The sequence below is a fragment of the Kribbella sp. HUAS MG21 genome (assembly GCF_040254265.1).
Classification (GTDB): domain Bacteria; phylum Actinomycetota; class Actinomycetes; order Propionibacteriales; family Kribbellaceae; genus Kribbella.
This window is the reverse complement of record NZ_CP158165.1, coordinates 3845684-3870738: the sequence shown is the minus strand read 5'-3', so window position 1 is coordinate 3870738 and position 25055 is coordinate 3845684. Positions and strand designations below refer to the sequence as shown.

Sequence of the window (25055 nt, the reverse complement as noted above, 5' to 3'; positions counted from 1 at the left end):
GGCCTACGTCACACCGCGCGTTACTGCCCGCAATCGCTACCGATCGAGCAGATCCCACGTGGACAGGCAGAACGGGTGCCCCGCCGGATCGGCGAACACCAGACAGTGATCGGCGTTCGGCTGATGCTCGTACCGCGTCGCGCCGGCCGCCAGCACCAGCTTCGCGGCGGCCTCGAGGTCCTCGACGTAGAAGTCCAGGTGGAACTGGATCGGCACCCGGGGATCCGGCCAGGTCGGCGGCACGTGCGCCGGATCGGTCTGGAAGTCGATCCGGCCGCCCGGCCCGTCCACGGTCGCCCACACCGGATCGGTGTAGACGACCGCACCGCCGGTGATCTCGGCGTAGAACCGGGCCAGCTCGAGCGCGTCCGGGCAGTTGACCGTCGGCGAGCTGAGCCGGATCCCGGTGCCGTCCACCGTCAGAACTCCATCTCGGGGCGCAGCTCGACGACGTCGCCCGGCCCGGCGAACTTGGCCGCCAGCTCCTCGGCGCGGGCGCGGGTCGCGCAGTCGAGGACGAAGAAGCCGGCCAGCTGCTCCTTCGACTCGGCGTACGGACCGTCGGTGCTGACCGGCTTCTTGCCCACCCACCGGTAGGTCTTCGACGTCGACGGCGCGTCCAGCGCCAGCCCGCTGACGAACTCGCCGGACGCGGACAGCTCGGTGAGCAGCGCGTCGAACTCCTTGTTCATCGCCTCCCGCTCATCGGCCGGGATCGCGCGGCCGACCTCGGTGAAGTCGATCGTCGGGTGCCCCCACGGCTGCGGGTTCGAGTGGATCAGGACCACGTACTTCATGACAGGACCTCCAGTGTCGTTCCGGTACGCCGTACTGCGCCCCGGCATCCCGGACGTCGGAGGCCCGGACCGGCCCTCGACATTTTGCCCGGATGTATCCCAGCTCACATCCGGTCACACTCACACCACCGGGTTCCGTCAAGGCTGCAGAACACCGCGACGGAACGGAGAAACCCCATGAACACGATCCTGGTCACCGGCGGCACCGGAACGATCGGCCGCCACGTGGTCCCGCAGCTCCAGGCGGCCGGTCACACCGTCCGCGTCCTCAGCCGGCACGCGGGCGACCGCGGTGACGGCGTCGAGTACTTTGCCGTCGACCTGCTCACCGGCGACGGCCTGGACCGGGCCACGAAGGGCGTCGACGTGATCGTGCACCTGGCCGGCGGCCCGAAGGGCGACGAGATCGGCACCCGGAACCTGGTCGCCGCCGCCGAGCGCGCCGGCGTCCGGCACCTCGTCCACATCTCCGTGACCGCCGTCGACCAGCTCCCGCTGACCTACTTCAAGTCGAAGCTCGGCGCCGAGCAGGCGGTCCGCGGATCCTCGGTGCCGTGGACCGTACTGCGGGTCGCCCAGCTGCACGACTTCGCCTGGAACGCGGTGCGCGCGATGGCGAAGTCCCCGATGCTGCCGGCGCCCGGCGGCCTCCGGTTCCAGCCGGTCGACGTCCGCGACGTGGCCGACCGGCTCGTCGAACTGACGCTCGGCCAACCGCAGGGCCTGGTCCCCGACCTCGTCGGCCCGAAGGTCTACACGATGACGGAGCTCGCCCGCGACTACCTGCGCGCCACGGGCAAGCGCCGCCTGTCGCTGCCGATCCGCGTGCCCGGCAAGGCGGGCAAGGTGTACCGCGCCGGCGGCAACCTGTCCCTGACCGGCGCCACGAAGGGCACTCACACCTGGGAGGACTTCGTCGCCGCGCAGGTGTAGGGCGCGAGCAGTTCGGCCAGATCCGGCGTACGGCGGCGCGCGATCCCGGCCAGGAAGTCGGCCACCTGCACCCGCGGATCGTGCTTCGAGTCGACCTGCGTGAACGACCGCAGCGGCGCCGGCTCCACCCGCTCGGCGAGGAACGCCCCGAGCCGCGCGACCCTGCCGGGCGTCAACGCACTCTGCTCGTCGTGCACCACCGCGACCGAACGACCGCCGCTGCTCCAGTGCAGGACCGTCTCGGCAAGCGCGGGCACGAGCGGTTCCCAGGGCGGCGGCAGCAGCGGATCCTCGTCGATCAGCCGCTGCATCACCTCCTCGACCCGGCGACGGGTCACCGCCCGCAACTCCGGTACGTCGGCCGGCATTGTGGCGAAGAACCGGTCCACCGCCGCGTGGTCCAGCAGCCGGACCCGCTTCGTCCGGGTCAGGTCCAGGAACGCCGCGAGGAACCCGGTCCGGTGCCGCAGCGCCGCGACGGCCTCAGAGTGATCGGTCCCGAGGCTGGTGCCCGCGCCGTACGACGGCTCCTCGGTGAACAGCTCGAGCACGCGCGCGGCGACGTACGCGGTCTTGTCGATGGCGTGCACATGCGCGTGCCCACGCAGCGTGGTGAGCAGCCACTCCAGCGCGGGCCGTTGCTCGGGGCGGAGCAGCTGGTTGGACTTGTACTCGGTGCGGTAGCGCAGGCGGGATCGCAGTACGGCGATCAGTTCGGCCGCGGCGGGTAGCGGTAGGTCGACACTGGCATGGGTGATCACGGGCGAGACGGGATCGAGCAGGTTGGATCCGGAGAATCCCGACTCGTCACAGGCGATCTCGACCCACGAGGGGGAGGTCATGAAGGGTTCGCTCCAAAGGCTGTCGGACTGCACACTTCGGGGCCCGTCGGGGTACGACGGGCTTGATCGGACGCGGAGGTGCGATCAGAAAGCGGCAGCAGCCGGAGCAGCGGACATGCGACCCATCATCGCCGCGCCGCCCGCCGCGCACCAGCGAATTGCGATGAGTTCTCGCCGCCTCGCTCGTCTCAACACGGACACCCACGACGAAGGAGGAGCGAAGAATGGCGAAGGTGCTGTACTCGGTCACCGCGTCGGCGGACGGCTTCATCAGCGGGCCGGACGGCGACATGCAGTGGATGCGGCCGTATCTCGGGCCGAACCCGGAGGTCGACGACCTGGTGCCGCGGATCGGGTCGCTGCTGATCGGCCGCCGGTCGCACGACGGCGACGACCCGCACAAGGGCGACCCCGGCGAGGGGCAGGCGTTCGGCGGCGGCTGGAGCGGACCGGTGTACGTCGTCACGCACCGCCCGCCGACCGACCCGGAGGCCGGCGTGACGTACGTCGACGACTTCGCGACGGCGCTGGCCCAGGCCAAGGAGGCGGCCGGCGACCGCTACGTCAACGTCATCGGCGCCAGCATAGCCAGGCAGTGCATCGAGGCGGGGGAACTGGACGAGGTGCTCGTCTTCTACGCCCCGGTGCTGCTGGGCGACGGCACCCGGTTGTTCGAGCACGCCGGCGGCCGGACCGTGCGGCTCGAACGCACGAGCGTCACCGAGACCGCGCAGGCCACCAGCCTGTGGTTCAAGGTGCTCTAGAAGTCGGTGGCGGTCGAGTGCATCACCGCCCGGACCTCGACGGAACGGTCGGCGGCTCGCGCGTCCGGCAGCAGGCGCGCGAGCTCGATCGCCCGGTCCCGGTTCTCCACATCGACCAGGTAGTACCCGTCGATCCGGGTCGGCTCGCTCGCGGGCAGCTGGACGGCCAGTTGCGGGTCGGCGAGCAGCTCACCGCCGACCAGCTCCCCCGCGTCGTAGGCGACTCGCTCGAACTCGTCACGCTGCAGCCGCGGGTCACCGGCACCCTGCAGAATCAGCAAGAACTTCATCGGCGCTCTCCTCTCACTCGTACGACGGAGCAGAGCGCCCGTTCTTGACATCGCTCAACCAGCGGCGGCCCACGCGCGTGCCGTCAGCTCGATCGAGCCGTCCGCCGCGATCGGCAGCCGGTCCCTGACCGCGTCCCTGATGACCTCCTGGTCCTTGAGCTCCAGGCTGCGCAGGTACGCCGGCGCCACGCCCTGCCCGCCCAGGAACGGCTGCCAGTAGTCGTCGAACGACGAGAACACCGTCGGTACGACGATCTCGCGCGTGCGCACGTCGCCGAACCCGGCCTCGCGGAACAGTCCCTCCAGGCCTTCCGGCGTACAGAACGGGAACCGGCGGCCCTCGTCCTGGTCGCGGTCCTGCGGCCGGACGTCGGCCACCGCGTCGAAGAAGTACCGCATCAGCTGCATGCCGTCGGCGTAGTCCCAGACGTAGACCGCGACCGTCGTACCGATCTCGCGCATCCGGCGCAGCGCGTCCACGCGTTCCGGGACGAAGTTCAGCACCAGGCCGGCGACCACCACGTCGTACGGGCCGTCCGGCAGCTCCGCCGCGGAGCGGACCTCGAACCGCGCCCGCGGATCGTCGACCGCTGCCCGGGCGTAGGAGATGAAACCCTCCGACGGGTCCACCCCGTGCACCGACTCCGGGTCAGCGGTCCGCAGGATCGTGCTGGTCAACGCGCCGGTACCGCAGCCGACGTCGAGCCATCGCCGGCCGGGCGGCTGGTCCAGCCACGCCACGAACTCCGGCGCGACCAGCCGGCTCCACCGGCCGACGTACGACTCGTAGATCCCCCCGCTCGACCATTCGCTCATGTGCGCAGCATCGAGGGCAGCGCGACACCCGTCAACGTCTCGGAAACCTGCCAGAGCCGGGCGTTCGTCTCCGGGTCGGTCGCCGACTTCGGGTTCCGGACCAGGGTGGTCGGGCCGACCAGGCCGAAGCGGTGCGCCGGGCCGTAATACACGCCGGGCTCCGCCGCGGGGTCCGCGGCCGCGAACAACAGCGGCTCGGCGCCGGTCTCGACACCCTGCGTCGGGAGCGGGTTGAAGCGGTAGCCGAGGCGGACGATCGCCGGCGGCCGCTCGCGCCCCAGGCTGGAGCCGGTGGCCAGCAGGTTCGTCCGGGTGAAGCCGGGATGCGCGGCGACACTGCGCAAGCCCCAGCCGCGGTCGGCGGACAGCGTGGCGAGGTGGTTGCTCAGCATCAGGTCGGCGAGCTTCGACTGCGAGTACGCCGCCTGCGCGCGGTAGCGGCGCTCCCACTGGAGGTCGTCGAAGTGGATCCGGCCGAAGTACGCCGCGCCGCTGGACATCGTCGCGACCCGCGGCTCCGGGGCAGCCAGGATCAGCGGCAGCAGCCGGACGGTGAGTGCGAACGGGCCCAGGTAGTTCGAGCCGAACTGCAGCTCGAAGCCGTCCTTGGTGGTCATCCGCGTCGGCGGGTTCATCACGCCGGCGTTGTTCACCAGCAGGTCCAGGTGCGGCTCGTCGGCGGCGAGCTGCTCGGCGAACTCCTGGACCGAGGCGAGGTCGGCGAGGTCGATCCGGCGGACCTCGAGCCGCGCGTCCGGGTGCTCGGCCAGGATCTCGGCGCGCGCCGCCTCGCCCTTCGCCGGGGTCCGCACCGCCAGCACCACGCGGGCGCCGGCGGCCGCGAGCCGTTTGGCGGTCTCCAGGCCGGTGCCGCTGTTGGCGCCGGTCACGACGGCGAGCTTGCCGGTCTGGTCGGGGACGTCGTACATGGCCCACTCTCCAATAAAAGACTGGTGGTCTGTTATGTCTCCGACATTATCAGACCACTGGTTCGATAACAACAGACCGTCGGTCTGTAGAATCGGGGCATGACCTTCCAGCGCGCCCGGAGCGCGGAGCAGCGGGCCGCGCGGCGGCAGGCGATCCTCGGCACGGCGGCCGCGATGCTGACCGAGCTGCCGGTCGCGGACCTCACCCTGAACGAGCTCAGCCGCCGCGTCGGCCTGGCGAAGTCGAACGTGCTGAACTACTTCGACTCGCGCGAGGCCGTCCTGCTCGAGCTGTCCAGCAACGAACTGGCGGCGTGGGTGGCGGACCTGGAAGGGACGCTGGCCGAGGTCCCGGATGCGCTACCGACCGACGAGCGCGCCGAGCGGCTGGTGAGTGCGATCGTCGGCACCCTGGCGCGGCGGCCGGTGCTGTGCGACCTGATCAGCGCGCAGGCGGCGGTCCTGGAGCGGAACATCTCGACCGAGACCGCGCTGACGTTCAAGCGCGCGGCCGCGGTCGCGTACCAGCAGCTGATCGCGGTGGTCGTCCGCGTGCTGCCGGAGCTCGGCGCGGAGGGAGCGGGCCGGTTCATCGCGACCGCGAGCCTGCTCGCCGGCGCGGTCTGGACGCATTCCCACCCGGTTCCGGCGATCCTCGCGGCCTACGAAGCCGACCCCACGCTCGCGGCGATCCGGATGGAGTTCGAGCCTGCGCTCACCGACGCGCTCCGCACCTTGCTGTACGGCGCCCTGCCGCGGAGCTGACTCAGACGGGCTTCACGTAGCGGTGGCACGGCACCGGCACGCTGCCGTCGTCGACCGCCGCCGGGTAGTCGAAGGCGCCGGCGTCGGTCCAGCCGCTGCGCTCGTAGAACCGGCGGGCGCGCGCGTTGCCGGTCGCGACGGCGAGCCAGGCCTCGTCGTGGCCGTTGGCCTTCACCTGCCGCTCGGCCTCGGCGAGCAGCGTCCCGGCGACACCCGATCCGCGATGATCGCGGGCGACGTACACCTGCTCGACCTCCGCGCCGACCACCATCACGAAGCCCGCGATCGCGTCACCCGCGACCGCGACCGTGGTGTCCGCGACCCGTTCGGCCGCGCGCGTCCAGAACGACTCCTTCGTCCGTACGGCGACCAACTCGTCCGGAACATGCCCCAGATGGCCGTCGCGCCAACCGTCGTACCAGATCGCGGCCACCGCGTCCGCGTCGTCGGCAACCGCAGGCCGGACCGTCATGCCGGGTCGTACGCCAGGTTCGGGCGGAGCCAGCGCTCGACCTCTTCGACCGGGAGGTTCCGCCGGGCGGCGTAGTCCTCGATCTGATCGCGGCCGAGGCGGCCGACGCTGAAGTAGCGCGAGGCCGGGTGCGCGAAGATCAGGCCGCTCACCGCGGCGGCCGGCGTCATCGCGAACGATTCCGTCAGCCCGAGGCCGATCCGGTCCGCCTCGAGCAGCTCGAAGAGGTCCTTCTTCTCGGTGTGGTCCGGGCTTGCCGGGTACCCGAGCGCCGGGCGGATGCCGCGGAACCGCTCCGCGTGCAGATCCTCCAGCACCGGCTGCGCCTCCGGCTCGAACCAGGCCCGCCGCGCCTCCAGGTGGATCCACTCGGCGAAGGCCTCCGCCAGCCGGTCGGCGAGCGCCTTCACCATGATCGCCTTGTAGTCGTCGTTGCGGTCCTCGTACGACTTCGCCAGCGCCTCGGCGCCGTGGATCGCGACCCCGAATCCGCCGAGGTGGTCTCCTTGCGGGGCGATGTAGTCGGCGAGGCAACGGTTGTGCCGGCCGGCCGGCTTCTCGGTCTGCTGCCGCAGCATCGGGAACGACCGGTCCAGCCCGTCGAGGACGATGTCGTCGCCCTCGCTGTGCGCCGGCCAGAACCCGTACACGCCCTCGGCGGTGAACGAGCCGTTCGCGATGATCTCGTCCAGCAACGCGTTCGCGTCGTCGAACAGCTCCCGCGCCACCGGCTGCTCCAGGATCGCCGGGTACTTCCCCTTCAGCTCCCAGGCCAGGAACAGGAACTGCCAGTCGACCATCTCGCGCAGCGTCTCGATGCTCGGCGAGACCCGCTTCAGCCCCGTGAACGCCGGCACCGGCAGCTCGCCGTACTCGACCGGCTCCCGGTTCGCCCGGGCCTCGGCCACCGTCAGCAGCGGCGCGCGCTGCTTGTTCGCGTGCTGCTCGCGGAGCCGCTCCTGCTCGGCACTGTTGCTCTTGGCAAGTTCCTCGGCGCGTTCCTCGTCGAGCAGGTCGGACACCACTCCGACCACCCGCGACGCGTCCAGCACGTGCACGGTGGTGTTCTCGTACGCCGGGGCGATCCGGACGGCGGTGTGCTGCTTCGAGGTGGTCGCGCCGCCGATCAGCAGCGGGAGCTTCAGCCCGCGGCGTTGCATCTCGGTCGCCACCGACACCATCTCGTCCAGCGACGGCGTGATCAGCCCGGACAGGCCGACGGCGTCCGCGCCCTCGGCCACCGCGGTGTCGAGGATCTTGGCCGCCGGCACCATCACCCCGAGGTCGATCACCTCGTAGTTGTTGCAGCCGAGCACCACGCCGACGATGTTCTTGCCGATGTCGTGGACGTCGCCCTTCACGGTCGCGAGCACGACCTTGCCCTGGCCGCGGACCATCTCCGCGCGACCTTCCCGGCGGGCCTGTTCCTTCTCCTCCTCCATGAACGGCTCGAGGTAGGCGACCGAGCGCTTCATCACGCGTGCGCTCTTCACCACCTGCGGGAGGAACATCTTGCCCGCGCCGAACAGGTCGCCGACGACCTTCATCCCGGCCATCAGCGGACCCTCGATGACGTCGAGTGGCCGCGGCAGCTGCTGCCGCGCCTCCTCGGTGTCGGCCTCGATGTAGTCGACGATGCCGTGCACCAGCGCGTGCGACAGCCGCTCCTCGACCGAGCCCTCACGCCAGCTCAGGTCGATCTCGCGCTGCTTGCCCTTGCCCTTCACGTTCTCGGCGAACGCGACCAGCCGGTCGGTGGCGTCGTCGCGGCGGTCGAAGATCACGTCCTCGACGAGCTCCAGCAGGTCCTTCGGGATGTCCTCGTAGACCGCGAGCTGGCCCGCGTTCACGATGCCCATGTCCAGCCCGGCCTTGCCGGCGTGGAACAGGAACGCCGAGTGCATCGCCTCCCGGACGATGTCGTTCCCGCGGAACGAGAACGACAGGTTCGAGATGCCGCCGCTCAGGTGCACGCCCGGACAGCGCTCCTTGATCAGCGGCAGCGCCTCGATGAAGTTCTTCGCATAGGCGTTGTGCTCGGCCATCCCGGTCGCGACCGCCAGCACGTTCGGGTCGAAGATGATGTCCTCGGCCGGGAAGCCGACCTTCTGCGTGAGCAGGTCGTACGCCCGCGCGCAGATCTCCACCTTGCGCTCGACCGTGTCCGCCTGGCCCTGCTCGTCGAAGGCCATCACGACCGCGCCGGCGCCGTAGTCGCGGATCCGCCGGGCGTGCTCGAGGAACTGCTCCTCGCCCTCCTTGAGGCTGATCGAGTTGACCACGCCCTTGCCCTGCACGTGTTTCAGCCCGGTCTCCAGCACCGACCACTTCGAGCTGTCGATCATGATCGGGATCCGGGCTACCTCGGGCTCGGTCGCGATCAGGTTCAGGAACGTGGTCATCGCCTGCTCGCTGTCCAGCAGGTCGGCGTCCATGTTCACGTCCAGCAGGTTCGCGCCGCCGCGGACCTGCTCCAGCGCCACGTCGACCGCGGCCTGGTAGTCGTCGCCCTCGATCAGCCGGCGGAACTTCGCCGACCCGGTGACGTTCGTGCGCTCGCCGATCATCACGAAGCCGGTGTCCGGCCCGATCCGGAACGGCTCGAGCCCGGAGAACCGCGTGGTGTGGTCGTCCGGTACGACGGTGCGCGGCCGAAGGTTCTCGACAGCTTCGGCGATCTGCTTGATGTGCGCCGGTGTCGTACCGCAGCAGCCCCCGACGATGTTCACCAGGCCGGCCTCGGCGAACTCCCGCAGCAGCGCGGACGTCTCCTCGGGCGTCTCGTCGTACCCGCCGAACGCGTTCGGGAGGCCCGCGTTCGGGTGCGAGGCGACGTACGTGCCGGCGAACCTGGCCAGGTCGGCCACGTGCGGCCGCAGCTGGGCGGCGCCGAGCGAACAGTTCACGCCGACGACCAGCGGGTCGGCGTGCTCGACCGAGCTCCAGAACGCCTCGACGGTCTGGCCGCTGAGCGTCCGGCCGCTCAGGTCGACGATCGTCACCGAGATCCACAGCGGGAGCTGCGGCGCCACCTCGCGGGCCGCGGCGACCGCGGCCTTCGCGTTCAGGGTGTCGAAGATCGTCTCGATCAGCAGCAGGTCGACGCCGCCCTCGGCGAGCGCCGCGATCTGCTCGGCGTACGCGTCCTTCACCTGCTGGAAGGACACCGCGCGGTACGACGGATCCTCGACGCGTGGGCTCAGCGACAGCGTGACGTTCAGCGGACCGATCGAGCCGGCGACGAACTTCCGGCCGAACTCGTCGGCGGCCTGGCGGGCCAGGCGGGCGCCGGCCACGTTCATCTCGCGGACGTACTCCTGCAGGCCGTAGTCGGCCTGGCCGATGCTCGACGCGGTGAACGTGTTCGTGGTGGTGATGTCGGCGCCGGCCGCCAGGTACTGCCGGTGGACGTCGAGGATCAGGTCCGGGCGGGTGAGGTTCAGCAGGTCCGGGTCGCCGGTGACGTCGTGCGTGTGGTCGCCGAAGCGATCACCCTGGTAGTCGGCGGGCTGCAGCTTGGCGCCCTGCAGCATCGTGCCCCACGCACCGTCGAGGACTGCGATCCGCTGATCCAGCAGCTCGCGCAGCGCGGCTTCACTCATCTGCCAACCCCTCCAGAAGAACTCTCCGGAGGCGCCCTTGCAGTCAGTGCTCCAGGTCGAGCGTGGCGGACCCGGCGTCCGTTGCAGCGCCTCTCGGCCTGGATGCTCCATGTTAGTGGCGTCACACCCTGCGCCAAGTGGGATGTCCACATCTTAGGACGGTTGTTCAATCAGTGGATGGGATTGCCGCGGGAAGTGGCCCCGGAAACCGCTCGCCGATTGGACCAGGCGTGCTTCTCGGTGCCCTCCTTAGGTTGGTCTCCATGAGGATCTTCGTTGCCGGCGCCACCGGCACCATCGGCCGTCGGCTCGTCCCCCTGCTGGCCGCCCAGGGCCACGAAGTCACCGCTCTCACCCGGCATCCCTCGGTGGGTGTGCCGGGGAGTTCGGCTGTGGTGGCCGGGGACGTGTACGACGCTGCGCGGTTGCGGGAGGTGGTGGCGGAGGCCCGGGCGGAGGTGGTGATTCATCAGCTGACGGATCTGGGTGCGCGGGACTTCGCGGCGAACAACCGGATCCGGCGGGAAGGTACGCGGAATCTGGTCGATGCCGCGCTTGCTGCCGGGGTGCGGCGGGTGATCTCGCAGAGCATCGCGTGGGCGTACGAGCCGGGCGATACTCCCGCCGACGAGGACACGCCGCTCGATCTGCAGGCTGCGGACGACACGCGCCGCGCGACCGTCGAGGCGGTGCACGCGTTGGAGACGATCACCGCGGAGGCGCCCGAGTGGGTGGTCCTGCGGTACGGCCTGTTCTACGGCCCGGGCACCTGGTACACCGCCGGCGCCCTCATGGCCGACCTAGCCGCAGCAGGCAAACTCCCCACCGGCCCCGACATCACCAGCTTCGTCCACGTAGACGACGCCGCCACCGCAACAGCCGCAGCCCTCACCTGGCCCACCGGCCCCGTAAACATCGTCGACAACACCCCAGCCCCCGCCTCAACCTGGGCCCCCGCCTTCACCCACTCCCTAGGCCTCACACCCAACACTCCGCCGTCCACCACCCCGCCGTACGCCGGCGCCCCGGCCGACTCCACGCCGCGTACTCCATGGGCGCGAGGTGCCAGCAACGCGCGGGCTCGCGCGCTCGGGTGGTCCCCCGCCCACCCGACCTGCTTCTCCGGGTGAAAACAGAAGATCGGGCCCGGGCGCTCCGAGGGGGAGGGGGAGCGCCGGGGCCCGATGGACGGTCCGCTGCAGCGAGGGGGTGGCGCTGGGCCAACGGACCGGGTAGGTGACGAACTCGATGGTGGTGGGCGGTGTTAGCGGACTGGGCCTTTGATCAGTTCGATGGTGGTCTTGTGGGATTGGCCGGATTGGTCGGTCCAGGTGAGGTCTACCTTGTCGCCTGGGTGTTGCTTGTTGAGGAGTTCGGCGAGGGTGTCGGGTGAGTCGACCTGCTTGCCGGCGAAGGAGGTGATCACGTCGCCGGGTTCCAGGCCTGCTTCGTCTGCGTGGCCGTCTGTGATGACGTCGCCGACTACCGCGCCGGTGGTGCCGGGGCTGGTGAGGATCGAGACGCCCAGCATCGCGGAGTCGCCGATGTGGACCGTGTCGGATGCCTTGCCGTCCTGGATCTGTTCGGCGATGTCGAGTGCCTGGTTGATCGGGATCGCGTAACCCTCACCCGGAACGCCGGTCCCCTGGCTCTGGCCACTCCCCTGTCCATTCCCCTGCCCGTTGCCCTGCCCGTTGCCGTAGCCGTTGCCGGGGGGTGTGCCGTTGCCGAAGGGGAAGCCGGTGCCGTCGTTGGGGCCGTCGCCCCAGGCGGTCGGGGTCGTGGCGGCGCTCTGGGTGGGGGCGCCCTGGTTGCCGTTGCCGGCGGTGCTGCCGGCCACGTCGACGCCGATGACCTCCCCGTCGGCGTTCACCAGCGGTCCGCCGGAGTCGCCGGGCTGGATGTCGGCGTCGGTCTCGATCAGGTTCGTCAGGTTCTCCGGGTCCTGGCCGTTCTCGTCGGTCGCGGTGATCGACTCGTTCAGCCCGGTCACCTCGCCGGCCGCGTAGCTCGGTTCGCCGCCGTCGCCGCCGGCGTTCCCGACGCCCACGACCTGGTCGCCGAGCTTCACCTTGTCGGAGTCACCGAGCTTCGCGGTCTCCAGCCCGGACGCGTCCTTCAGTTTCAGTACCGCGATGTCGTGATCCTCGTCGTACCCGACGACGCTCGCGCTGTACGTCTTCCCGTTGCCGACGTTCCGCACGGTGATCGACGTCGCGCCCTCGATCACGTGGTGGTTGGTGAGCACCTCGCCGTCGGAGGTGAGCACGATCCCGGTACCGGCAGCTCGCGCGTTCTCGTACCCGAGCACCGCGTTCACGTCCACCAGCCCGGGCGACACCTCCGCCGCGACTGCCGCCGGGTCGAACGCCGTCTGCGCCAGCTGCGAACTGTTCCCGCCCGCCCGCTGGTCGATGCCCCAGGCAACCGACCCCGCAACCAGCGCGGTAGCCAGCCCCAACGCACCGGCCCCGAGCAACCGCCGCCCCCGCTTCTTCCGCGGCACCGGCGGCGGCCCGTACGGCCCGTACGCAAACGGCTGCCCCTGCGGACCGTGCCCGTACTGCGGCCCCTGCGGACCCTGCCGGTACTGCGGACCGTACGGCTGTTGCGGACCGTACTGCGGCATCTGCGGATCCTGCGGCCCCTGCTGGTTCATCTGCTGTCGCCCTCCTCGGCCAGTTCCCTCTGGTACGAGTAGAGCTCGCCAGACTGAGAACTCCATCGGGCCAGCCAATGAGTTAGCTGAGAATCCGCTCCACCGCCGTCACCACCGCCCGCCGGCGCACCGCGCGGTCCGGCAGCTCGGACCCCAGCTCCGGGTTCATCGACGACCAGCTGGTCGCGATCGCCTGGATCAGCGACAGCAGGCTGACCGGCGTGAACCGGCGCGGCACCACCCGCCGGCGCATGCCCTGCTGCAACTCCTCCAGCCGGCTCTGGTTCACCGCGACGATCGCCTCCAGCGGCTGGCCGTCCGGCCGCTCGAGCCGGTACCAGACCGACAGCCGCAACCTGTCCGGATGCGCCTCGAAGTAGTCGAACACCCGCCCCGCGTACGCCGGCAGGTCCTCGACGTCGAACCCGACCTCGTCGAGGTACTTGTCCAGCGACGCCTTGAACACCGCGTCGAACAGGTCGTCCTTGTTGCCGAAGTACGCGTACAGCATCGCCTTGTTGCACCCGGCCACCTCGGCGATCCGACTCACCCGCGCACCCGCGATCCCACGGGCGGCGAACTCCTCGGTGGCCGCCTCCAGGATCCGCGTCCGGGTCCGGTCTGCGTTCCGTTGCTGCATGCGCGGAGCCTACAACCAACCGGTTGGTTGATTCCTAACCAACCAGTTGGTTAGATAGAGGTATCCAACCGTTCGGTTAGTTAGGAACGACATGAGCAAGATCTGGCTGATCACCGGCAGCTCGCGCGGACTGGGTCGCGCGCTGACCGAGGCGGTGCTGGCGGCGGGCGACCGCGCCGTCGCGACCGCCCGCACCCCCGAGCAGCTCGACGACCTGGTCACGAAGTACGGCGACCAACTCCGGGCCGTCGCCCTCGACGTCACGGACGCCGGCGCGGCACGAGGCGCCGTACGGACCGCGGTCGCGGAGTTCGGCCGGCTGGACGTGGTGGCGAACAACGCCGGCTACGCCAACAGCGCGTCGATCGAGGAGATGACCGACGACGACTTCCGGGCGCAGATCGAGACGAACCTGTTCGGCGTGGTCAACGTGACGAAGGCGGCGCTGCCGGTGTTCCGGGAGCAGCAGGGCGGGCACTTCCTGCAGTTCTCGTCGATCGGCGGCCGGGTCGGCGGGACGCCCGGGATGGGCGCGTACCAGACCGCGAAGTTCGGCGTCGAGGGCTTCTCCGAGGTGCTGAGCAACGAGGTCCGGCCGTTCGGCGTCAAGGTGACGATCGTCGAGCCGGGCGGGTTCCGGACCGACTGGGGCGGCTCGTCGATGCAGCTCCACGAGGTGCACCCGGCGTACGCGTCGACCGTGGGCGCGATGCACCGCCGCCGGCTCGAGACCGACGGCAAGCAGCCGGGTGACCCCGCGAAGGCCGCCCAGGCGATCCTCGAGATCGTTGCCCTGGAGAACCCGCCGCTCCGGCTGCTGCTCGGCAGCGACGCGCTCCAGCTCGCGCAGTCCTCGTCGACCGCCCGCGCCGAGGAAGCCGCCGCCTGGGCACACCTGACCACGTCGACGGACTTCAACTGACCTGAACCCGGGGGCGTCGGCACCACTCGGCCGACGCCCCGGACGGTCACCGACGGAGGTCGCGGAAGAACGCGCGCACGTCGTTCAGCAGGAGCTCCGGCTGCTCCAGCGCGGCGAAGTGCCCGCCCACGGTGGCGTCCGTCCACCGGGTGATGTTGTTCGAGGTCTCGCAGTACCGCCGGATGGCGACGTCGTGGGCCAGCGCGAGCACGGCGGTCGGCACCCCCGAGTTCGGCCGCGGCGCCCAGGAGCGCGGCTGGGCGTAGCCGATGTACGCGGCCGACCCGCCGGTGCCGGTCAGCCAGTACAGCATCACGTTCGTGAGCAGCCGGTCCTTGCCGATGATTGCCTCCGGCAAGGTCTCTTCCGGGTACGTCCACGCCTTGAACTTGTCCATGATCCAGGCCAGCTGCGCGACCGGCGAGTCGACCAGCCCGTAGGCCAGCGTCTGCGGCCGGGTCGACTGGATCGAGATGTAGCCGAACTCGTCCTTCATGAACCGCGCGATCCGCGCCATCCGGTCCTGCTCCAGCGGCGTCAGCGTCTGCAGTTCCTCGTCCGACATCTGCAACGGCGGCAGGTTCGTCCCGCCGTTCGTGTGCACCCCGACGACGTGCTCCGGAGCCGCGCGCCCCACCTCCGGCGAGACCGACCCGCCGAGGTCCCCGCCCTGTACGCCGTACCGCTCGTACCCGAGCCGGCTCATCAGCTCCGCCCAGACCCGCCCGATCCGCGGGAACGTCCAGTCGCCGTCCGCGGTCGGCCCGGAGAACCCGAACCCGGGCAGCGCCGGGATCACCACGTGGAACGCGTCCGCCGCGTCCCCGCCGTGCGCGACCGGGTCGGTGAGCGGGCCGATCAGATCGAGGAACTCGGCGATCGACCCCGGCCACCCGTGCGTCAGCAGCAGCGGCAGCGCGTCCGGCTCCGCCGAGCGGACGTGCAGGAAGTGGATCCGCTGCCCTTCGATCTCGGTGGTGAACTGCGGGTACGAGTTCAGCTCCTTCTCGGCCGCTCGCCAGTCGTACGACGTACGCCAGTACTCGACCAGCGACGAGAGCCAGGAGACCGGTACGCCGGTGTCCCAGTCGTCGCCGGGGAGCGGCGCGGGGAGCCGGGTGCTCGCCAGCTTGGCGGCGAGTTCGTCGAGCGCGTGCTGCGGGATGTTGATGGTGAATGGCTTGATCATGTCTCCACGGTGTCACCCGGTTAGGACACCTTCGGTCCTAACCGGATGCCAGACTGAGCAGCATGATCGAAACCTCGGCCCGACTGCTCAAATTGCTCTCGCTCCTGCAGCAGCCCAAGGAGTGGAGCGGCGCCGCGCTGGCCGACGAGCTCGGCGTCGGGGTCCGCACGGTGCGGCGGGACGTGGACAAGCTGCGCAACCTCGGCTACCCGGTCGACGCCGTACCGGGGGTGGCCGGCTACCGCCTCGGTGCCGGCGCCGCGCTGCCACCCCTCCTGCTCGACGACGAGGAAGCCGTAGCGGTCGCGATCGGTCTGCGCGCAGCCGCGACCGGCACCGTGGCCGGCACCGAGGAGTCGTCGGTCCGGGCGCTCACCAAGCTCGAACAGGTCCTGCCGTCCCGGCTGCGGCACCGCATCGAACTGCTCCAGCAGATCGCCGTTACCCCCGCGGGCGGCCCGTCCGTGCAACCCGACGTACTGCTAGCCGTCGCCGCCGCCTGCCGCGACCACCAGCAACTGCGGTTCGACTACCGCAACCACGACGGTACGGCGGCCAGACGCAGGACCGAACCGCACCGGCTGGTGCACACGGGCCGACGCTGGTACCTGGTCGCGTGGGACCTGGAGCGCGAGGACTGGCGGACGTTCCGCGTCGACCGGCTCGAGCCACGCATCCCGACCGGCCCGCGCTTCACGCCCCGCGAGATACCGGAGCTGGCGGCCACGAACCGCGGCGTCGCGTACGGTGGCTACCGGCACCAAGCACGCATCCTCGTGCACGCCCCCGCCGAGGAGGTCGCCGACCGCTACGGCCCGAACGTCGCCTCGGTGACCCCGGTCGACGCCACCACCACGCTCGTCGAGACCGGCGCGAACTCGCTCGATCAGCTCGCGCTGTACCTCGGCCTGCTCGGCCTGCCGTTCGAGATCCAGTCGCCGCCGGAACTCGTCGACAGTGTCCGGGTGCTGATCACCCGCCTGGCGGCGTCGATCGAGCGGGAATGACCGGTACCGTTCAGCCATGCAGGATCGGTACGTCGAGACCGTTCTGGGCCGGATCCGGTTGCGCGTCGACGGATCCGGGCCCGCCATGCTGTTCTGGCCGAGCCTGCTGATGGACGGCACGCTGTGGTCGGCCCAGGCCGCGCACTTCGCGGACCGCTTCCAGGTGATCCTGGTCGATCCGCCGGGCCACGGCGGCAGCGCCCCGCTGACCGGGACGTTCAGCTTCGAGCAGTGCGCGGACGTGATCGTCGCGATCCTCGACGACCTCGGCGTCGAGCGGGCGCATCTGATCGGCAACAGCTGGGGCGGGATGATCGGCGGCACGTTCGCGGCACTGCACCCGGAACGGATCGGCGTCGCCGTGCTGATGAACGCGACCGCGTCCCCGGCCGGCCGCCGGCAGCGGTTCGAGTACGGCGTGCTCACCCGGACGGCGCAGCTCCTCGGCGGGATCCGCGGACCGCTCACCGGCCCGGTGCGCGACGCGTTCCTCGGCCCGACCGCGCGCCGCGAGAAACCCGAGGTCGTTGCCAAGGTCAACGACCTCGCGCGCCGGGTGGCCGTCCGGTCCGGCATGTACGCCGTGACGAGCGTCGTCCCGCACCGCCCGGACCAGCGCACGTTGCTCGGCCGGATCCGGACACCGGTCCTGGTGGTCGCAGGCGCCGAGGACCCGACGTTCCCGGTCGCCGAGACCGAGGAGATGGCCGACTCGATCCCCGGCGCGCGGTTCGTCGTCCTCGAGCAGTCGGCCCACCTCGCGGCGCTGGAATCACCGAACGAGGTCAACGCCCTGATCGACGACTTCCTCGCCGACAACAGCTGAGCTAACGGCGCGACGGCACCAGGGTTCGGCTCAGGTCGGTGGCGACCACGATCTCGCCGGAGAACTCGGCGGCGGCTTCCTCGTGGAAGCGTTCGGGTTCCAGGTACCGCTGGGAGAAGTGCGTGAGGACGAGCTTGCGGACGCCGCACTCCGCGGCGACCCGGGCGGCCTGGCGGGCGGTGAGGTGCCCGAACCGGCGCGCCAGCTCCGACTCCGCCGACAGGTACGTCGACTCGATCACGAGCAGGTCGGCGCCGTCGGCCAGCCGCAGGACGTTCTCGCACAGCCGGGTGTCCATCACGAACGCGAACCGCTGGCCGGGCCGGACCTCGCTGACGTCCTCGACGCGCACGGTCCGGCCGTCGACCTCGAGCGACCCGGCGCGCTGGAGCTGACCGACCGCCGGTCCTGTCACGCCGTACGCCGCGAGCTTGTCCGGCAGCATCCGGCGGCCGTCCGGCTCGATCAGCTGGTAGCCGAACGACTCGATCGGATGCTCCAGCCGCCGCGCCCACAGCTGCCCGAACGACCCGACCGACAGCAGCCCGTCCTCCTCGACCGGCTCCTCGAGCAGCTCGGCCCGCTCGTAGAACGACGCGGCGTACCGCAGGCGCCTGAAGTACTCCTGCCCGGACGCCGGGTAGTGCGCCCGCACCGGATGCGGTACGTCGTCCAGCGACAGCCGCTGCACGACACCCGGTACGCCGAGGCAGTGGTCGCCGTGGAAATGCGTCACGCACAGCCGCGTGATCGCCCCGGCCGCGACCCCCGCGAAGATCAGCTGCCGCTGCGTGCCTTCACCCGGGTCGAACAGGAATCCCTCGTCGTCCCAGCGCAGGAAGTACCCGTTCTGCGTGCGTTCCCGGGACGGCACCTGGCTGCCGGTCCCGAGAACGACGAGCTCACGCAAGTGCGGCCGGACTCATTCGGCGGGGCTCAGGCTGGTGCCGAGCGCCTGCCAGTCGAGGACCGGTGCGGCCAGCTTGCTGATCGTGGCGAGCAGGCCGAGCCGGGCCGCGCGGAGCTCCGGCTCCTTCGCCATCACCAGGATCTCGTCGAAGAACGCGTTCACCGGCTCGATCAGCACGGTCGCGGTCGTGACGAAATCGCCGAGCCCGGTCGGCGCCTGCCCGATCTTCTGCACCGCCTCGTGCAGCACGACCTCGGCCGGCTCGGTGAACTTGCTCGCGTCGTACTCCGCCTCGGTGCCTTCCGGGACGATCCGGCGGACGCGCTGCAGGACCGCGACCAGGTCGGCGAAGTCGCTGTTGCCGACCAGTCCCTGCAGGGTTTTCAGCGTCTCGTCCGCGGCCGCCGGAGCAGTTGCCAGCGGCAACACGGCAGCGACCTGGAGGTGGTCGTCGCCGCGGTCGAGCAGCTGCTGCTCGTACCGCCGTACGGTGAACTCGGCGACCTCGTCGAGCGAGTCCGCCGGTACGTCGATGCCCTGGGCACCGATCTCGTCGGCCGCCGCCTGGAGCCCGACCGGCAGCGTGATCGCCCGCAGCGACGGGTGCTCGCGGAGGATCGCGACCACCCCGGCCGCGGCGCGGCGCAGCGCGAACGGGTCCGAGCTGCCCGTCGGCTTCGCGCCGACACCGAACAGGCCGGCCAGCAGGTCGAACCGGTCGGCGAGCGCGAGCAGCGCGCCCGGAGTCGTCGACGGGACCGGGTCACCGGCCGAGCGCGGCAGCTCCATGTCGTACAGCGCCTGGGCGACCGCCTCGGTCTCCCCCGCCCGCTTCGCGTACTCGCGGGCCATCGTGCCGGCCAGGCTGGTCAGCTCGACCACCATCTGCGAGCCGAGGTCGAACTTCGCCAGCTCGGCGGCCCGGCGCAGCGTGGTCAGGTCCTCGCCGTCCAGGTCCACCGTCGCCGCGAGGGCGAGGGCGATCCGGCCGATCCGGCCCGCGCGGTCGGCCATCGAGCCGAGCCGCTCCTCGAAGGCCAGCTTCTCCAGCTCGCTCTTCATCGACTCCAGCGGCGTGTCCAGGTCGGCCCGCCAGAAGAACGCGGCGTCCTCGTAGCGGGCCCGCAGGACCGCCTCGTTCCCGGCGCGGACCACGTCCTCGTCGACCGAACCATTGGCCACGGCAACGAAGTGCGGCAGCAGCTTGCCGTCGCCGTCACGGACCGGCAGGTAGCGCTGGTGCTTGCGCATCACGGTGGTGAGGATCTCGCCCGGCAGGTCCAGGTACTCGGCCGCGAACCCGCCGAGGATCGGGGTCGGCTCCTCGATCAGGTTGACGATCTGGTCGACCAGCGCGGCCTCGGCCTCGACGTCGACGGTGCCGCCGACGCTCTTCGAGAGCTCCGCCGCCGCCTCGACGATCTGCGCCCGCCGGCGGGCCGGGTCGGCCTCGATGCCGTGGATCCGGAGCAGGTCCAGGTAGCCCTCGGCCGCGGCGATCTCGACCTTCGGCTGTGCGGCGGTCCGGTGCACGCGGGTGGTCCGACCGGCCGCCAGCGAAGACACGGACACCGGCACGATCTCGTCTCCGAGCAGCGCGACCAGCCAGCGGATCGGACGGGTGAACGACAGCTTCGCGTCGTTCCACCGCATGTTCTTGTCGGAGCGCAGGCCGCTGACGATCTCGCTCAGCACGCCGCTCAGCACCTCGGCCGCGCCGCGTCCCGGGTCGGGCTTCGTGACCGCGACGTACTCGACGCCGTCCACGTCCAGGTCGTGCAGCTCGCCGGCGTCCACGCCCTGACCGCGCGCGAACCCGGCGGCCGCCTTCGTGACGTTGCCGTCGGCGTCGTACGCGGCCGACTTCCGCGGGCCGCGGACCACGCGCTCGGCGTCCGGCTCACCGGCCTGCACCTCGGCGACGAACGCCACGACCCGGCGCGGCGTCGCGTAGGTGGTGATCTTGCCGTGCCCGAGCCGGGTCGCGGCCAGCTTCTCCTCGAGAGCGGCCTGGACCGCGGCGGCGGTCTTGGTGACCTCCGACGGCGGCATCTCCTCGGTGCCGATCTCGAACGTCAGCTGCCGGGTCCCGGTGATCTTCGGGAACTCGGACGGCGCCGGTGCCGCCTCGGGCAGCTGCGCCAGCCCCAGCGGGTGCTCCAGCTCGGTACGGCGTTCCGCCCAGAGCTGCGCGACCTCGCGGGCCAGCGTGCGCATCCGGCCGAACGCCTTGGCGCGTTCCGTCGTACTCACGGCGCCGCGGGCGTCGAGGACGTTGAAGGTGTGCGAGCAGCGCAGCACCTGGATGTGCGCCGGCACCGGGAGCCGGGCGTCGAGCATCCGGCGGGCCTCGTTCGCGTACTCCTCGAACAGCCGCTTCTGCGACTCCACGTCGGCGTCGTCGAGGTAGTAGCGGCTCATCTCGTACTCCGCCTGGCCGAACGCCTCGCCGTACGAGATCTCCGGGGCGTAGGCGATGTCCTTGAAGTGCGAGACGCCCTGCAGCGCCATCATGATCCGCTCGATGCCGTAGGTGATCTCCACCGACACCGGGTCCAGCGTCATCCCGCCGGCCTGCTGGAAGTACGTGAACTGGGTGATCTCCAGGCCGTCCAGCCAGACCTCCCAGCCGAGCCCCCAGGAGCCGGTCGCCGGGTTCGCCCAGTTGTCCTCGACGAACCGGACGTCGTGCGCGTCGATGTCGATCCCGAGCGCGGTCAGGCTGTCCAGGAACAGCTCCTGCGGGTTGCCCGGGTCCGGCTTGAGCACCACCTGGAACTGGGTGTGGGTCTGCAGCCGGTTCGGGTTCTCGCCGTAGCGGCTGTCGTCCGGCCGGACACTCGGCTCGACGTACGCCACCCGCCACGGCTCGGGACCGAGCACCCGCAGGATGGTCGCCGGGTTCAGCGTCCCGGCACCGACCTCGGTGTTGAACGGCTGCACGATCATGCAGCCCCGATCGGTCCAGTACTTCGTCAGCGCGAGCAGCGCGTCCTGCATGGTGAGCACAGCGAACCTCATGCCATTCGTCGTCGGCAGTCCGGAGGGGTTTCCGGTCACGCAGTCTATTAGGCGGACCACCTACAGTGGTGCGGTGACCTCGCCTCTGCATGCGGCGGTAGTTCGCTAGTCCCGTCGTCCGCTCCCCGGCGCCGTTCCGGCGTCCGGGTGAGCCGTGCTGCCCATCGATCGCTTCGCACTGGCAGGAACGACTCTTGGACGACGTCATCACGGTCGACGACACCTTCTCCGCGGACCGGGCACTGCGCCTGATCGGCCGCGGTTCGGCACTTCATTGGACGGGAGATTTCCACAACGCCAAACAACTGCTGGCCGCCCTCGGCCGCCGAGTCCCGGTCCGCCGCGACGGCCCCTTTCACACCCAGCGCCGCCGCCAGGCCGAGCGGGCCCGCATCCTCAACTCACTGCACGTCCCGATGCACGACCACACCATCACACTGCGCCGCGCGCCGGACGTCCGAGCGGCATACGAGGAAGCCTTCGGCCCGCAGGGCAAGGAGGGACCGGGCGAGGAGCGCCCGCACGGCGACCGGCCTGGCCGGGAGCGGACGCCGGCCGCCGGGCCTCGCTGGGTGCCGTTGCGGGAGTTGCTGGGGGTGATCGGCGCGTACGAGCTCCGGCACCGCGGGGTGTACGTCCCCGCGCTCGGTCAGCGGATCCATCCGCACTACGGCGTCTTCGCCCCGACCAGATCGGAGTACGCCGACCTCATCGCCGGCCAGCCCTTGCCGACAACCGGCACCGCCTTCGACGTCGGCACCGGTACCGGGCTCCTCGCGGCGATCCTGTCCCGGCGGGGAATCCGGCATGTAGTTGCCACCGACAACAACCCGCGCGCGATCACCTGCGCCCGCGACAACCTGCGACGCCTGCAGATGAACGCAACCGTCCTCGAGACCGACCTCTTCCCACCGGGGCGCGCCGACCTCGTCGTCTGCAACCCACCGTGGATCCCCGCAACACCAATCACACCGCTCGACCACGCCGTGTACGACGAGGACGGCCGGATGCTCCGCACCTTCCTGAACACCGTCCGCGACCACCTCGAACCGGGCGGCGAGGTGTGGCTGATCCTGTCCGACCTGGCCGAGCTACTGGGGCTGCGGTCCCGGGGCGAGCTACTGGAGTTGGTTCGGGGCGGCGGGCTGGAGGTGGTGGGCCGCGCCGACATCACGCCCCGGCACCGCCGGGCGCGGGCGGAGACAACCTCGCTCTGGCAACTGCGCCCGGCAACCACGCCCGCAGCAGCCGGGCTGCACCGGGCGACTGAATAGTGGGCGGACGTCCAGGCCATCACAACTGCGGACACCGCGAGGCGTCCCGCCCGGCATCCAGCCGGGCGGCAGATTGTGATGGCCTGGGCGTACCGCCACCACTCACCAACCCGGCCGTCAGGCCCGGCAACGGGATGGTTGAGCGTGGCGCCCGGGGCGCGCGCTGGTTGGTGAGTGCGGCAGGTCCGCCGGATTCGTGTCTACTATCGGCGGGTGACGGTTACGGAGGCGCACGGGGCGGTCGACGCGGTCTGGCGGATCGAGTCGGCGCGGATCATCGCGGGCCTGGCGCGGATCGTGCGGGACGTCGGGCTGGCCGAGGAGCTGGCGCAGGACGCGCTGGTCGCGGCGCTGGAGCAGTGGCCGGAGTCCGGCGTACCGAACAACCCCGGCGCCTGGCTGATGGCGATCGCCAAGCGCCGGGCGATCGACCTGATCCGGCGCAAGGAGACGTACCAGCGCAAGCTCGCCGAGATGGGCCACGAGCTCGAGATCGACGGCGACAGTGTGGAGGACGACGTCGAGGCGATCCTCGAGGACCACATCGAGGACGACCTGCTCCGCCTGGTGTTCACCGCCTGCCACCCGGTGCTCACGATGGACGCCCGCGTGACGCTCACGCTCAAGCTGCTCGGCGGCCTCAAGACCGACGAGATCGCCCGCGCGTTCCTCGCCCCGGAGCCGACGATCGCGCAGCGTATCGTCCGCGCCAAACGCAACCTGGCCAAGGCCGGCGTCGAGTTCGAGGTCCCGTCCGGCCCCGACCTGCTGGACCGGCTCCAGTCCGTCCTCGAGGTCGTCTACCTCATCTACAACGAGGGGTACTCCGCGACAGCCGGCGACGACTGGATGCGCCCGGCGCTGTGCAACGAGGCGATGCGCCTCGGCCGGCTGCTCGTGGAGCTGATGCCGGCCGAATCCGAAGTACTCGGTCTGCTCGCCCTGATGGAGCTGCAGTCGTCCCGGGCGAACGCGCGGATCGGCCCGGACGGCGAGCCGGTACTGCTGCTCGACCAGGACCGGCGGCGCTGGGACCGGCTGCTGATCCGCCGCGGCCTCGAGGGCATCGACCGCGCGTGGGCCCTGGAGAAGCCGCCCGGCCCGTACCTGCTGCAGGCCGCGATCGCCGCCTGCCACGCCCGCGCCGCCGACCCCGAGGACACCGACTGGGCCCGGATCGCCGGGCTGTACGCCGTACTCGCCCAGGTCGCGCCGTCGCCGGTCGTCGAGCTGAACCAGGCCGTCGCGATTTCGATGGCGTTCGGCCCGGAACGCGGGCTGCAGGCGGTCGACCTGCTCGCGGACGACCCGTCCCTGAAGGACTACCACCTGCTGCCGAGCGTCCGCGGCGACCTGCTGTTCAAGCTCGGCCGCCTGGACGAGGCCCGGGCGGAGTTCGAGAAGGCGGCAGCGCTCACCCGCAACGAACGGGAACGCAAGCTCCTCCTGGAGCGCGCCGCCGCCTGCTGACCGGCGCGGTGCGACCACGCCGGCCAGGGGAAGGGGGTCCAATGGCCACGGCAAGACCCCCTTCAGCTGCCTACTTGTGCTTGCGGACCATGAGGGCCGCGGCGCCGAGGGCCACGGCGCCGCCCACGGCCGCCATCGCCTTCGGGTGCCGCCTGCTCATCGCGGGCAGCTGTTTCATCGCACCGGGGACTTCCTTCAGCTTCTGGCCGGCCTGACCGGCGGCGCCCGAGACGCGGTGCCCGGCGCTGCCCGCGGTCTCCTTCATCCGGTGCGGCACGTTCAGCCGCCGGCTGAGCTCCTGGACGGTGTCGGCGAGGTGCTGCCTGGTGTACTCGAGATCCTCGCGGAGCGTCTCGCGCTCCGTCATCGGTTCCCGGTGCGCGGCGTTCTTGATCGTGGTCATCGAGTGCTCTTTCCTTCCGGCTGGTGTCCCTTGAGGGCTTCCAGGTCCTCGTGCACGCCGTCGACGGCACGTTGCGGAACGGGCGGAGTGGCACGGGTGACGTGCCGCTTGCCGAGCAGCGCGGCGACACCCGCGATCAGGAACAGGACCGCGGCGACGATCAGCGCGGACAACCAGGCCGGCAACGCGGTCGCGAGTCCGAGCACCGCCGCGGCGATCAGCACGCCGAGGCCGTACAGCGCGAGCGCCCCGGAGCCGCCGAACAGCCCGGCGCCGACTCCCGCCTCCTTGCCCTTCTCCTTCAGCTCGGCCTTCGCCAGCTGCATCTCGTCCCGGACCAGCCGACTGAGGTCGGTGGTCACCTGGCTCACGAGCGCACCCACGTTCTGACCGTCCATCCGGTGCTGCAGCTCGCCGTTGAGCCCGGCCTCCCGCCGGACCATCTCCGGACGTGTCGTCATAACCGCCTCCCGTGCTGGGGTTGCGGCTCCGGTACCCAGACAGCGTCGCGCTACGCGTACGAC

At 70.8% G+C, this 25055-nt stretch carries 24 protein-coding genes; 9 read left to right on the top strand and 15 right to left on the bottom strand.

Translation table 11 applies throughout. From position 1 onward, the window contains the following. Positions 1-36: 36 nt before the first annotated feature. On the bottom strand, positions 37-417 hold the full coding sequence (locus ABN611_RS19010; protein ID WP_350281225.1) for a VOC family protein: 381 nt from the start codon (positions 415-417) through the stop codon (positions 37-39). A 2-nt stretch (positions 418-419) separates the two neighbouring features. Further along, complete coding sequence (locus ABN611_RS19005) at positions 420-797, bottom strand: YciI family protein (RefSeq protein ID WP_350281224.1); 378 nt, start codon at positions 795-797, stop codon at positions 420-422. Positions 798-974: 177 nt separating this feature from the next. On the opposite strand from ABN611_RS19005, the gene ABN611_RS19000 reads away from it, so the two are divergent. Then, entirely contained in the window at positions 975-1730 is a 756-nt protein-coding gene (locus tag ABN611_RS19000) for an NAD(P)H-binding protein (RefSeq protein WP_350281223.1), read from the top strand. On the opposite strand, the gene ABN611_RS18995 is transcribed toward ABN611_RS19000, so the two are convergent. Next, entirely contained in the window at positions 1694-2572 is an 879-nt protein-coding gene (locus ABN611_RS18995) for a DUF3800 domain-containing protein (RefSeq protein ID WP_350281222.1), read from the bottom strand. The two genes, ABN611_RS19000 and ABN611_RS18995, sit on opposite strands and share 37 nt — an antisense overlap. A gap of 224 nt (positions 2573-2796) precedes the next feature. Here ABN611_RS18995 and ABN611_RS18990 point away from each other — a divergent pair, with 224 nt between their 5' ends. Then, the gene (locus tag ABN611_RS18990; protein ID WP_350281221.1) at positions 2797-3336 is read left to right on the top strand and encodes a dihydrofolate reductase family protein; all 540 of its coding nucleotides are present in this window, start codon (positions 2797-2799) and stop codon (positions 3334-3336) included. On the opposite strand, the gene ABN611_RS18985 is transcribed toward ABN611_RS18990, so the two are convergent. The 3 genes from ABN611_RS18985 to ABN611_RS18975 are packed head-to-tail and all read right to left on the bottom strand — an operon-like array spanning position 3333 to position 5371. After that, the gene (locus ABN611_RS18985) at positions 3333-3626 is read right to left on the bottom strand and encodes a hypothetical protein (protein ID WP_350281220.1); all 294 of its coding nucleotides are present in this window, start codon (positions 3624-3626) and stop codon (positions 3333-3335) included. The genes ABN611_RS18990 and ABN611_RS18985 overlap by 4 nt on opposite strands. Positions 3627-3680: 54 nt before the next feature. Next, positions 3681-4442 (bottom strand): class I SAM-dependent methyltransferase, encoded by a 762-nt coding sequence (locus tag ABN611_RS18980; protein WP_350281219.1) that lies wholly within the window; start codon positions 4440-4442, stop codon positions 3681-3683. Continuing rightward, a complete protein-coding gene (locus ABN611_RS18975; RefSeq protein ID WP_350281218.1) occupies positions 4439-5371 on the bottom strand; it encodes an SDR family oxidoreductase in 933 nt (310 codons plus the stop codon). The genes ABN611_RS18980 and ABN611_RS18975 overlap by 4 nt, the downstream gene beginning before the upstream one ends. A 99-nt stretch (positions 5372-5470) precedes the next feature. Here ABN611_RS18975 and ABN611_RS18970 point away from each other — a divergent pair, with 99 nt between their 5' ends. After that, the gene (locus tag ABN611_RS18970; RefSeq protein WP_350281217.1) at positions 5471-6136 is read left to right on the top strand and encodes a TetR/AcrR family transcriptional regulator; all 666 of its coding nucleotides are present in this window, start codon (positions 5471-5473) and stop codon (positions 6134-6136) included. Position 6137: 1 nt separating this feature from the next. Here ABN611_RS18970 and ABN611_RS18965 read toward each other — a convergent pair whose 3' ends face one another. Together ABN611_RS18965 and metH are read right to left on the bottom strand one after the other, a co-directional pair. Next, positions 6138-6608 (bottom strand): GNAT family N-acetyltransferase, encoded by a 471-nt coding sequence (locus tag ABN611_RS18965; RefSeq protein ID WP_350281216.1) that lies wholly within the window; start codon positions 6606-6608, stop codon positions 6138-6140. Continuing rightward, positions 6605-10210: a methionine synthase gene (metH, locus tag ABN611_RS18960; protein WP_350281215.1), complete on the bottom strand. Its 3606-nt coding sequence runs from the start codon at positions 10208-10210 to the stop codon at positions 6605-6607. Before metH ends, ABN611_RS18965 begins: the two co-directional genes overlap by 4 nt. A gap of 263 nt (positions 10211-10473) precedes the next feature. On the opposite strand from metH, the gene ABN611_RS18955 reads away from it, so the two are divergent. Further along, the gene (locus tag ABN611_RS18955) at positions 10474-11340 is read left to right on the top strand and encodes an NAD-dependent epimerase/dehydratase family protein (RefSeq protein WP_350281214.1); all 867 of its coding nucleotides are present in this window, start codon (positions 10474-10476) and stop codon (positions 11338-11340) included. 134 nt (positions 11341-11474) lie between these two features. Here ABN611_RS18955 and ABN611_RS18950 read toward each other — a convergent pair whose 3' ends face one another. Both ABN611_RS18950 and ABN611_RS18945 read right to left on the bottom strand, forming a co-directional pair. After that, entirely contained in the window at positions 11475-12869 is a 1395-nt protein-coding gene (locus tag ABN611_RS18950; RefSeq protein WP_350281213.1) for a trypsin-like peptidase domain-containing protein, read from the bottom strand. A gap of 82 nt (positions 12870-12951) precedes the next feature. Next, positions 12952-13509 carry a TetR family transcriptional regulator gene (locus ABN611_RS18945; protein WP_350281212.1) on the bottom strand — a complete coding sequence of 186 codons (558 nt, stop codon included), beginning with the start codon at positions 13507-13509 and terminating at the stop codon, positions 12952-12954. Between the two features lie 91 nt (positions 13510-13600). On the opposite strand from ABN611_RS18945, the gene ABN611_RS18940 reads away from it, so the two are divergent. Beyond that, the gene (locus ABN611_RS18940) at positions 13601-14431 is read left to right on the top strand and encodes an oxidoreductase (RefSeq protein ID WP_350281211.1); all 831 of its coding nucleotides are present in this window, start codon (positions 13601-13603) and stop codon (positions 14429-14431) included. Between the two features lie 46 nt (positions 14432-14477). Here the strand turns inward: ABN611_RS18940 and ABN611_RS18935 are convergent, their stop codons facing one another. Next, positions 14478-15620, bottom strand: a complete 1143-nt coding sequence (locus ABN611_RS18935) for an epoxide hydrolase family protein (RefSeq protein ID WP_350281210.1) — start codon at positions 15618-15620, stop codon at positions 14478-14480. 62 nt (positions 15621-15682) lie between these two features. Between ABN611_RS18935 and ABN611_RS18930 the strand changes: the two genes are divergently transcribed. Together ABN611_RS18930 and ABN611_RS18925 are read left to right on the top strand one after the other, a co-directional pair. Then, entirely contained in the window at positions 15683-16627 is a 945-nt protein-coding gene (locus tag ABN611_RS18930) for a YafY family protein (protein WP_350281209.1), read from the top strand. A 16-nt stretch (positions 16628-16643) separates the two neighbouring features. After that, positions 16644-17453 carry an alpha/beta hydrolase gene (locus ABN611_RS18925; RefSeq protein ID WP_350281208.1) on the top strand — a complete coding sequence of 270 codons (810 nt, stop codon included), beginning with the start codon at positions 16644-16646 and terminating at the stop codon, positions 17451-17453. Position 17454: 1 nt separating this feature from the next. Here ABN611_RS18925 and ABN611_RS18920 read toward each other — a convergent pair whose 3' ends face one another. Both ABN611_RS18920 and ABN611_RS18915 read right to left on the bottom strand, forming a co-directional pair. Next, positions 17455-18363, bottom strand: a complete 909-nt coding sequence (locus ABN611_RS18920) for a ribonuclease Z (RefSeq protein WP_350281207.1) — start codon at positions 18361-18363, stop codon at positions 17455-17457. A gap of 12 nt (positions 18364-18375) precedes the next feature. Beyond that, entirely contained in the window at positions 18376-21384 is a 3009-nt protein-coding gene (locus ABN611_RS18915; RefSeq protein WP_350281206.1) for a glycine--tRNA ligase, read from the bottom strand. A 194-nt stretch (positions 21385-21578) separates the two neighbouring features. Here ABN611_RS18915 and ABN611_RS18910 point away from each other — a divergent pair, with 194 nt between their 5' ends. Both ABN611_RS18910 and ABN611_RS18905 read left to right on the top strand, forming a co-directional pair. After that, positions 21579-22658, top strand: a complete 1080-nt coding sequence (locus ABN611_RS18910) for a methyltransferase (RefSeq protein WP_350281205.1) — start codon at positions 21579-21581, stop codon at positions 22656-22658. A gap of 213 nt (positions 22659-22871) precedes the next feature. After that, complete coding sequence (locus ABN611_RS18905) at positions 22872-24128, top strand: RNA polymerase sigma factor (RefSeq protein WP_350281204.1); 1257 nt, start codon at positions 22872-22874, stop codon at positions 24126-24128. A 70-nt stretch (positions 24129-24198) separates the two neighbouring features. Here the strand turns inward: ABN611_RS18905 and ABN611_RS18900 are convergent, their stop codons facing one another. Both ABN611_RS18900 and ABN611_RS18895 read right to left on the bottom strand, forming a co-directional pair. Further along, complete coding sequence (locus ABN611_RS18900) at positions 24199-24531, bottom strand: DUF3618 domain-containing protein (RefSeq protein ID WP_350281203.1); 333 nt, start codon at positions 24529-24531, stop codon at positions 24199-24201. Then, complete coding sequence (locus tag ABN611_RS18895) at positions 24528-24992, bottom strand: phage holin family protein (RefSeq protein WP_350281202.1); 465 nt, start codon at positions 24990-24992, stop codon at positions 24528-24530. The genes ABN611_RS18900 and ABN611_RS18895 overlap by 4 nt, the downstream gene beginning before the upstream one ends. Positions 24993-25055: the final 63 nt, after the last annotated feature.

Excerpts from the sequence above, each read along its gene's own strand:
- ABN611_RS19005 (WP_350281224.1), bottom strand. The coding sequence starts at position 797 with ATGAAGTACGTGGTCCTGATCCACTCGAACCCGCAGCCGTGGGGGCAC.
- ABN611_RS19000 (WP_350281223.1), top strand. The coding sequence starts at position 975 with ATGAACACGATCCTGGTCACCGGCGGCACCGGAACGATCGGCCGCCAC.
- ABN611_RS18995 (WP_350281222.1), bottom strand. The coding sequence starts at position 2,572 with ATGACCTCCCCCTCGTGGGTCGAGATCGCCTGTGACGAGTCGGGATTC.
- ABN611_RS18990 (WP_350281221.1), top strand. The coding sequence starts at position 2,797 with ATGGCGAAGGTGCTGTACTCGGTCACCGCGTCGGCGGACGGCTTCATC.
- ABN611_RS18985 (WP_350281220.1), bottom strand. The coding sequence starts at position 3,626 with ATGAAGTTCTTGCTGATTCTGCAGGGTGCCGGTGACCCGCGGCTGCAG.
- ABN611_RS18980 (WP_350281219.1), bottom strand. The coding sequence starts at position 4,442 with ATGAGCGAATGGTCGAGCGGGGGGATCTACGAGTCGTACGTCGGCCGG.
- ABN611_RS18975 (WP_350281218.1), bottom strand. The coding sequence starts at position 5,371 with ATGTACGACGTCCCCGACCAGACCGGCAAGCTCGCCGTCGTGACCGGC.
- ABN611_RS18970 (WP_350281217.1), top strand. The coding sequence starts at position 5,471 with ATGACCTTCCAGCGCGCCCGGAGCGCGGAGCAGCGGGCCGCGCGGCGG.
- ABN611_RS18965 (WP_350281216.1), bottom strand. The coding sequence starts at position 6,608 with ATGACGGTCCGGCCTGCGGTTGCCGACGACGCGGACGCGGTGGCCGCG.
- metH (WP_350281215.1), bottom strand. The coding sequence starts at position 10,210 with ATGAGTGAAGCCGCGCTGCGCGAGCTGCTGGATCAGCGGATCGCAGTC.
- ABN611_RS18955 (WP_350281214.1), top strand. The coding sequence starts at position 10,474 with ATGAGGATCTTCGTTGCCGGCGCCACCGGCACCATCGGCCGTCGGCTC.
- ABN611_RS18950 (WP_350281213.1), bottom strand. The coding sequence starts at position 12,869 with ATGAACCAGCAGGGGCCGCAGGATCCGCAGATGCCGCAGTACGGTCCG.
- ABN611_RS18945 (WP_350281212.1), bottom strand. The coding sequence starts at position 13,509 with ATGCAGCAACGGAACGCAGACCGGACCCGGACGCGGATCCTGGAGGCG.
- ABN611_RS18940 (WP_350281211.1), top strand. The coding sequence starts at position 13,601 with ATGAGCAAGATCTGGCTGATCACCGGCAGCTCGCGCGGACTGGGTCGC.
- ABN611_RS18935 (WP_350281210.1), bottom strand. The coding sequence starts at position 15,620 with ATGATCAAGCCATTCACCATCAACATCCCGCAGCACGCGCTCGACGAA.
- ABN611_RS18930 (WP_350281209.1), top strand. The coding sequence starts at position 15,683 with ATGATCGAAACCTCGGCCCGACTGCTCAAATTGCTCTCGCTCCTGCAG.
- ABN611_RS18925 (WP_350281208.1), top strand. The coding sequence starts at position 16,644 with ATGCAGGATCGGTACGTCGAGACCGTTCTGGGCCGGATCCGGTTGCGC.
- ABN611_RS18915 (WP_350281206.1), bottom strand. The coding sequence starts at position 21,384 with ATGAGGTTCGCTGTGCTCACCATGCAGGACGCGCTGCTCGCGCTGACG.
- ABN611_RS18900 (WP_350281203.1), bottom strand. The coding sequence starts at position 24,531 with ATGACCACGATCAAGAACGCCGCGCACCGGGAACCGATGACGGAGCGC.
- ABN611_RS18895 (WP_350281202.1), bottom strand. The coding sequence starts at position 24,992 with ATGACGACACGTCCGGAGATGGTCCGGCGGGAGGCCGGGCTCAACGGC.